Source organism: Pseudomonas sp. SDO5532_S415, assembly GCF_054071155.1.
On the sequence record NZ_JBSVWS010000046.1, the window covers coordinates 24370 to 33023 of the forward strand.

An 8654-nucleotide genomic window follows, 5' to 3' on the forward strand; every position below is an offset into this window, starting at 1 on the left:
TTGCAAAATCATGCAAGAGCAAAAGACAGTAAACCGATCTATGTTGCAAATTGCGGGCCTATTATTGGCAAACCCTTCTAATCCGGCAAGCTTGGCGTGGGGTGTTATTTTTCTCGAGGGTTTTTTCAGTCCGCACACAGGTTTTCGCGTTTCCCAATGCCCCGTATCGGCAAGAGCGGTTACACATTGAGTTACTTGAGAACTGACAGGTAACAGTGGGAAAGGGCCTCCAGTGGAAGCCGATAATTATTGGCTGATGTTTATGTGGTGTCTGATCGACTGCCTTCGCGAGCAGGCTCGCTCCCACAGGGGATTTGTGGGGTATGAGAGATTTGTGCTTCAACTCGACCCATGTGGGAGCGAGCCTGCTCGCGAAGAGGCCAGCCCAGACAACACAAAACCCCAGGCAATAAAAAGCCCCATCAGGTGCAACACCTGACAGGGCTTCGATAACGCCGAACGCTACTTACGCAACATTCATCGTCTTGTGGGTATCAATCAAATGCTGCACCACACCCGGATCGGCCAGGGTGGAAATATCCCCCAACCCTTCGTATTCCGCCGTCGCGATCTTGCGCAGAATCCGCCGCATGATTTTGCCCGAGCGAGTCTTCGGTAGCCCCGGCGCCCACTGGATGACATCCGGCGAAGCAATCGGGCCGATCTCTTTACGCACCCAGTTTTTCAGCTCCAGGCGCAATTGCTCGCTGGTTTCTTCGCCAGCGATCAGGGTGACGTAGACATAAATTCCCTGCCCCTTGATGTCGTGCGGCACACCGACCACTGCCGCTTCGGCAACTTTCGGGTGAGCAACCATCGCACTTTCGATCTCGGCGGTGCCCATGCGGTGGCCGGAAACGTTGAGTACGTCATCCACACGACCGGTGATCCAGTAATAACCATCGGCATCACGACGAGCACCGTCACCGGTGAAATACATGCCACGGAAGGTCTTGAAGTACGTATCGACGAAACGGTCGTGGTCGCCGTACAGCGTACGCGCCTGGCCTGGCCACGAATCGAGGATCACCAGATTGCCCTCGGCCTCGCCCTCAATGATGTTGCCCAGGTTGTCCACCAGGGCCGGCACCACGCCGAAGAACGGACGTGCCGCAGAACCCGGCTTGAGGCCATGGGCACCCGGTAGCGGGCTCATCATGTTGCCGCCGGTCTCGGTCTGCCACCAGGTATCGACGATCGGGCAACGGGATTGGCCGACATTCTTGTAGTACCAGTCCCAGGCTTCCGGGTTGATCGGCTCGCCCACCGAACCGAGCAGGCGCAGGCTGCTGCCATCGGCGCCTTCAACAGCGGCAGTACCCGCCGCCATCATCGCGCGGATCGCGGTCGGCGCGGTGTAGAGGATGTTGACCTTGTGCTTGTCGACGATCTTCGCCACACGGGTGATGTCCGGATAGTTCGGCACACCTTCGAACAGCAGCGTGGTTGCGCCATTGGCCAGCGGGCCGTAGACGATGTAACTGTGGCCGGTGACCCAGCCGACGTCGGCGGTGCACCAGTAGATTTCACCCGGGCGGTAGTCGAACACGCGCTCATGGGTCATGGCCGCGTACAACAGATAGCCGCCGGTGGTGTGCTGCACGCCCTTGGGCTTGCCGGTGGAACCGGAGGTGTAAAGGATGAACAGCGCTTCTTCGGCGCCCATCTCTTTTGGCGCGCAAACGGTGCCGGCCACTTTCATCAGGTCTTCGTACCAGATGTCGCGGTGCTGGTTCCACTTGATGTCGCCACCGGTGCGCTGGCACACGATGACTTTCTGGATGCTGCTGGTTTCCGGGTTTGTCAGCGCGTCGTCGACGTTGGCCTTGAGCGGGATCTTCTTGCCGGCACGAATGCCTTCGTCGGCAGTGATCACCACTTTCGAGCGGCAGTCGATGATGCGGCCAGCCAGGGCTTCCGGCGAGAAACCACCGAACACCACCGAGTGAATCGCGCCGATCCGGGTGCAGGCCAGCATGGCGACCACGGCTTCGGGAATCATCGGCATATAGATAGTCACCACATCGCCGCGGTGCACATCCTGGCCACGCAGGGCGTTGGCGAACTTGCAGACTTGTTCATGCAGTTCGCGGTAGGTGATGTGGCGGCTTTCGGAAGGGTCATCCCCTTCCCAAATGATTGCGACTTGATCGCCGCGCTCGGCCAGATGACGGTCGAGGCAGTTGTAGGAAACGTTCAGGGTGCCATCGGCGAACCATTTGATGTCGACATGGTGATCGTCGAAGGAAGTCTGCTTCACCGTGGTGAAAGGCTTGATCCAGTCGAGGCGCTTGGCCTGCTCGCGCCAGAAACCGTCCGGGTTGACGACCGACTGCTGGTACATGGCCTTGTAGGTCGCCTCGTCAGTCAGCGTATTGGCCAGAACCTCGGGACGAACGGGATACAGAGAAGCCGCACTCATCTTTCTTACCTCGGTGGAATAGTTGTTTTTGTATGGCCCCCGTTTTAGCCGGGCCGGCGCCATAGAACCATTCGACGATGGTAGTAACAAGGCCCTACAAAATGTCGTGGATAGCCGTATCGCCGCAGTTCCTGTGGGAGCGAGCCTGCTCGCGAAGTCGTCAACGATAACTCGCCCAGCCTGACACCCCGCGCAGCCCTCAGGTTCATCGCGAGCGAGCTCGCTCCTACAGAAATGGAGGCTATTCAGGGATTGTTACAGGATCTGTCAAAAGTGTTTATCAGAACCACGTCTATATGAACGTATCCCCCGCGCCTAAAATTCGCCTCGCCAACCCGGCAACCTGAGTTAACCCAGTTACAGCCCCCACGAAGGCCGTTAACCCAAACCAAGTAGCGCAGTTCCACACGCAACCCCAAAAAGGTTGCGTGACCCCATTCGACCTTAAAAAGGTAAAAATCAGATGAAAGCTTTATGGGTACTGGCTCTCGGCAGTCTGTGCTTAACCGCCATGGCAGACGAGGTCCAGACTGATGTCGCACAGCAACAACCGCCTATTGAGGATTACACCTACTCAATGCACCTGGACATCGCCAACGTTATTTCCATGAGCGAAGTGCCCAATGTCTGTGAAGTTGTCCCGATGAAAATGGAATACGACGACTCCAAAGGCCAACGCCATATTCTGCGCTACAGCGTCATGGGCAATGGCTGCTCCAGCGGCTGATCAGACTGCACCGGATCGCACCCTTTTCAGCGCAACGCCGAGGGTCGATTTCAGCCCGGCTTCGGTCGGGCTCAGTTGTGTCTGGAGTCATCGAAAAGCGTTTCGAAACACAAGATGTAGTGAAAAAAGGCCTTTTTTGATCACTTCTTGAGCAAATCCGATATCAAGCTTTTTTTCTGAAAAAAAATCTGCACCCGGCAAAGCCCTATAATCCCTAGCTCCGACCGAAAAACCCTGCTCATCGACCGCTCCATGCGCGGATTCGCCCCACCACGGCCGTAAAAATTTCCTTATAATGCCGCCTTAAACGGGCCTGCAATATTCCCTTACAGGGATGACAGCCAGTCTGAAGCCCACGCCGAAGTCCTCACCGACTTTTGCGCCCGTCAGAGGCTCTCAGTACCCGTACAAAATTATGTTTATTTGCCTGCGTGTACCGCTGCAAAAAACGCTATCAACGCGGCCAGTACGGCCGTGTGAAAAACCAGACCATCCATTTTCACACGGGCACACTGGCCCTCACGCAGGAGACGACACGTCATGCTGAGCTGGGACGAATTCGACAAAGAAGACACGGAAGTAGCGGCCAAGAGCGCCAACGCCGGCCACGCCACCGAAGCCAATATGGACCGTCTCGACAGCGCCGGTGGTGCCGCCGCCCTGGAAGCCCGCGCCGTGACCGCCGCTGACTCCGCCGCCGTTGCCCGCGCCAAAGCCGCCCTGGACTCCCTCGACGTCGCCGAAGGCCTCGCCGAACTCGAAGGCGCCTCCGCCCGTGTCGCCGTTGACGAAAAACGCATGATCAACTGCCGCGCCGACCTCAACCAACTCGTGCCCTTCAAGTACGACTGGGCCTGGCAGAAATACCTGGACGGCTGCGCAAACCACTGGATGCCGCAAGAAGTCAACATGACCGCCGACATCGCCCTCTGGAAAAACCCGGAAGGCCTGACCGACGACGAGCGCCGCATCGTGATGCGCAACCTCGGCTTCTTCTCCACCGCCGACTCCCTGGTTGCCAACAACCTGGTCCTGGCCGTGTACCGCCTGATCACCAACCCGGAATGCCGCCAGTACATCCTGCGCCAGGCGTTCGAAGAAGCGATCCACACCCACGCCTACCAGTACTGCATCGAATCGCTGGCCATGGATGAAGGCGAAATCTTCAACATGTACCACGAGATCCCATCGGTCGCGAAAAAAGCCACCTGGGGCCTGAAATACACCCGCTCGATCTCCGATCCGAAGTTCGAAACCGGCACCGTCGAAACCGACAAGGAACTGCTGCGCAACCTGATCGCCTACTACTGCGTTCTGGAAGGCATCTTCTTCTACTGCGGCTTCACCCAAATCCTCTCCATGGGCCGCCGCAACAAAATGACCGGCGTCGCCGAGCAGTTCCAATACATCCTGCGCGACGAATCCATGCACCTGAACTTCGGCATCGACGTGATCAACCAGATCAAAATCGAAAACCCACACCTGTGGGATGCCGAAATGAAGGAAGAAGCCTCGCAGATGATCCTGCAGGGCACTCAACTGGAGATCGAATACGCCCGCGACACCATGCCTCGCGGCGTGCTGGGCATGAACGCGGCGATGATGGAGGACTATCTGAAGTTCATTGCTAACCGTCGTTTGTCGCAGATTGGTTTGAAGGAAGAGTATCCGGGGACTACGAACCCGTTCCCTTGGATGAGCGAGATCATGGACTTGAAGAAAGAGAAGAACTTCTTTGAGACGCGGGTTATTGAGTATCAGACTGGTGGGGCGTTGAGCTGGGATTGATTCCATTACTACAAAGATGCCGAAAGGGACTGTCGCAAGGCAGCCCCTTTTTTATTTCGAGAAACTCAACACTTAATCTTAAAGCATAAAATTCACACGAATAAAGCCACGCCCACATTAAATCAATACATACTAACAAACTGATGAACAGCTAAACTCCCTCCTCCAACATGATTAGCGTCTGGATATGAAGAAAACGCCCCCTCCTTATCTTTTGGCGTGTATTCATCATATGATCCATCTCTCCCAGTGCAACTGACAAAAAATTGCCCCTGGGTATTATTATCCCCCTCATTAGTTACTATTAAAAACTCCTCCTGCCCAAAGCCACTCTTATTGAAGGCCACTAGTGAATTTTTTATTTTAGCGTAGGCTGGACAAACGTCTCGTATATGCTGGTCGCACACCTTGCAACCAAGAGGATTCGCTGACCTCATCTTCTTATTAGGTCCACCGTAGCGAACACACCAAAGAATATTTTCAGCTACGGAAGCGTGAACTTTGCGAGACTGCACAGCCATCCAGATAAGACGCTCAACTTTCCCCCAAATTAAACTGCTACTAAATACGACCCCATGGAATTTATTTTTAGCAGCACTCATGGCCAGCGGTGTTTTTAGAAAAACCTCTATCCAATTGTCGATTGGAAGTACAGTTTCCGCTCCAAAACATTGCTGCGCATAGAGCTGCATGACTTTCGGACTTTGGTAGCTTGACTTTAAACAAGTGTATTGAGCCACGCAGTCCTGCTGAGTTAGTTTTTCAGGACTCCACTGCGAGTTCCTAAGATCATAGTGCATAAGAAGCGAGAGCACCGCCCTTTGAGGCCCACGATTAAAAGCATTATAATTCTCAAAAAGTGACTTTCTTATATCATCATTTTTTGGCGCAAGGTTCATCATTGAAACAAGCACGCTCGTATTCAAATTCTTGAACTGCAATCCAATTTTCTGCTTTGCTTTTAGAAGTTCAAACCGACTATATGAAAAACCACCAACGTTTATTTTCCGAGTATAGTTATTAGCAAAGAATGCAGCAGCACCATTAGCGCCGACTAGAGAGGCATACCGGGGAAAAATTGCGAGTGGATTGTTCGTATTGATAAACTCGCACCACGTCGGCAACAAGTAGAAATCAGCATGAATACCATTGCCTACACTAATTTTTTGACCAAAAGCAGCTGCATAAGAATGCAACTGGATGAGTTCACCCTTCCTCCCGCCATCTGAATTCCAGCTAGCGATAAATCTTGCCAAACCGAAAACCGGATCCCAACACTTCCCAAATGGTAACTTCCCCCCAAACGAACTTGTAACTACCTGTTGCCATAACTCATAAATCACTTGATTTGCCGAATTTAGTGAGCCATTAGCTACAAACGCTCTACTTATATCGCCCTGAGTAACAGGATCATCGAGTCCGAGCCGAGAGCTCGCGGCATTTTCCGCAACTGCGATGAAATGCTTGTTACTCGAATCTGACAGATTTTTGTTTGTTGCAAGCGTTACTCGAATAGTATTACCGGGTCTGATTAGTGATACGCTATACACATAGCCAAAAATCCTATCTCGTTCTCCCGGTCTTTGCCCATCTTTCAGTAATGGATCAAGCTCATGAAAGTAAAGAATTGGAAAGAGAGGAAGATCAGGATCATAAAGGTGTGTTAACGGCAACCATTCCGCTGGAAACCCCTTCACTTCAAAATCATGCAGATGGGTAAGCGCTTCGAATGCCAACTTGAACTCCTTGCTTAGCTATGCGGTTATATTATTCTGCACATGCAAAAACAATCACAAAATCCAGATACATCTCATACAAAAGTCCGCTTCACCAACTCAATAAATTCACCAAGACCAATCAACCAGGCTTTTTGAACATCTGTGTATGTCGCTTTTACTTTTTCTGGCACTACTAGATTCAAGCGATGAGATTGCATCTCCTTAGTCTGATGCTCACTAATAGCCGCTTCCATAGTAATTAAATGTTTTTCGGGAATTCTGTGAGCCTCGGTCAAAACTTGACGCCAGCGATCTTTGCATGTTGTTTTTGCGCCCAGCATAATTAATTTTCCTGCAGGAAATTCAGGATCACGATACTCAGAGAAGCCAGGAAAAATGAAATCAGGCCTAGAGTTATTTTCAGTTGTTAACCCCTTACCTCGCCCCTGTTGAAAGCGCAAATTATGCAACCGAAAAATCTCATCAAGATGGCCTTCGAAAGCGTGACCCACCCTGGATTTCCGACGATTTTGCACACTTAAAGAAAAGTTGATGAATTCATCTACATCATCACCTTCTTCACCGAATCCATTACGAAGTTGCTGCTGAACCAAGTGTCGCTCGTAAATGCGAAAGAGCTTTTCTTCATGCTCCATCCAATCAAGGATGGTCTGATCGGGGTTCCGAAGAGGATCAACCATCTCTTCAATAGATTTTCTTGCATAAACCGAGAATGCGGTGGTCGTTGGAAACGCCTTTCCACCAAACAAATGGATAAGCTGTTCAAGCCAGGTATCATCTCCCTTTTCAACTCGACTTACTTCAACCCCCAAATCTTCCAGCATTAGTCGCAATGGCAGAAGCAGCTGTACAGAATCCAACGTTCCCGAGGTAAAGCTTTCGCCTACATGATCCAGACCAAATAGAAGTCGCAACTGGCTTTCTATCGAACTCCCTGCTGGAGTGAATATCATCAGCAATGTGCCGTCACGCATCTTCGCCACTAGAAGAAAATCGCCCTCATCGAGCAATTCGGTTACTGCATTCGTATTGTAATAGAGGCGAAATTCAGCGCTTCGATGAGGTTGTTTTCGTCTGCAGTCGTACCAAGTGACCATCCCCTCACTGATCTCGGGGGCAACGGACTCATCCGTAAAATAAATTTGCTTGGCGCTGAATCGAAATTCCTCACTTTTGCCGGGAGTACCTAGATACTGCTTGAATCCTGCGGCAGGAAGACCACCAATTTCGTGCTGATGAGAACGACCTGGATCTGCATCCACTGCGCTCAAATACTTGGCAGCTACACCTTCGAAGTAATCACTGATTCGGTCGCTGAACATGCTTTTTCATCTATCTGTAAATGTTCATTACCGTTTATCAGCCACTCAGCTATTAGGTCAATCAGCAAAGAAGATTTTTCTCGCTTCATTGACCTTACCGCGCACTCCCAAACGACAAGAACCCTCCACCCTTGCCCCAATAGGGAAGTCTCATGGGATCGGTCTCTGATCTGATTTTTACCGATTTTCTCCAACCAAAAATCAGGCCGCGTCTGGGGGACTTTGAAATATCGACAGGTGTGTCCATGCCAAAAGCAGCCGTGTACAAACACCACTGCGTTGTATTTTGGTAAGACCAGATCAGGTTTACCGGAGAGATGTTTAACGTGCAAGCGGAAGCGAAAGCCACGTGCATGCAAGGCTTTACGGATTAGAACTTCTGGTTTGGTATTTTTACCCAGAATGCCAGCCATCATTCGAGAGCGTGTTGCCACGTCCACAATATCGACCAAAAAACCATCCCCCATGCAATCGATAGCTACTCCCCTTTGTATACCTTAGGAGCGAGTGCCCTCAAGGCTTGATGTGAGCTATCCGATGCATTCGAGAATGTCGATCGACGCGCCGGAGCGCAAGTGCTCCGGACTTCCTGCTGGAGGGGTGAACTGGTCAAGTAATTCTGGACACCAGTTACGGTTTTCAAGCCGCCAGTTTCT

Annotated in this window: 6 protein-coding genes; 2 read left to right on the plus strand and 4 right to left on the minus strand. The window is 51.7% G+C overall.

Annotation, left to right across the window (positions count from 1 at the left end; all coding sequences use genetic code 11):
* Positions 1–466 precede the first annotated feature (466 nt).
* The gene (acs, locus tag ACW9HW_RS13435; RefSeq protein ID WP_457400251.1) at positions 467–2422 is read right to left on the minus strand and encodes an acetate--CoA ligase; all 1956 of its coding nucleotides are present in this window, start codon (positions 2420–2422) and stop codon (positions 467–469) included.
* 463 nt (positions 2423–2885) lie between these two features.
* Between acs and ACW9HW_RS13440 the strand changes: the two genes are divergently transcribed.
* Together ACW9HW_RS13440 and ACW9HW_RS13445 are read left to right on the plus strand one after the other, a co-directional pair.
* A complete protein-coding gene (locus ACW9HW_RS13440; RefSeq protein ID WP_095193263.1) occupies positions 2886–3149 on the plus strand; it encodes a DUF2790 domain-containing protein in 264 nt (87 codons plus the stop codon).
* Positions 3150–3689: 540 nt separating this feature from the next.
* Positions 3690–4937, plus strand: a complete 1248-nt coding sequence (locus tag ACW9HW_RS13445; RefSeq protein ID WP_095193262.1) for a ribonucleotide-diphosphate reductase subunit beta — start codon at positions 3690–3692, stop codon at positions 4935–4937.
* A gap of 122 nt (positions 4938–5059) precedes the next feature.
* On the opposite strand, the gene ACW9HW_RS13450 is transcribed toward ACW9HW_RS13445, so the two are convergent.
* From ACW9HW_RS13450 to ACW9HW_RS13460, 3 genes are all read right to left on the minus strand, one after another.
* Entirely contained in the window at positions 5060–6673 is a 1614-nt protein-coding gene (locus tag ACW9HW_RS13450; RefSeq protein ID WP_457400253.1) for a hypothetical protein, read from the minus strand.
* A gap of 74 nt (positions 6674–6747) precedes the next feature.
* Positions 6748–7998 carry a type II restriction endonuclease gene (locus ACW9HW_RS13455; protein WP_457400255.1) on the minus strand — a complete coding sequence of 417 codons (1251 nt, stop codon included), beginning with the start codon at positions 7996–7998 and terminating at the stop codon, positions 6748–6750.
* On the minus strand, positions 7959–8465 hold the full coding sequence (locus ACW9HW_RS13460; protein ID WP_457400256.1) for a very short patch repair endonuclease: 507 nt from the start codon (positions 8463–8465) through the stop codon (positions 7959–7961). The genes ACW9HW_RS13455 and ACW9HW_RS13460 overlap by 40 nt, the downstream gene beginning before the upstream one ends.
* Between the last annotated feature and the right edge of the window lie 189 nt (positions 8466–8654).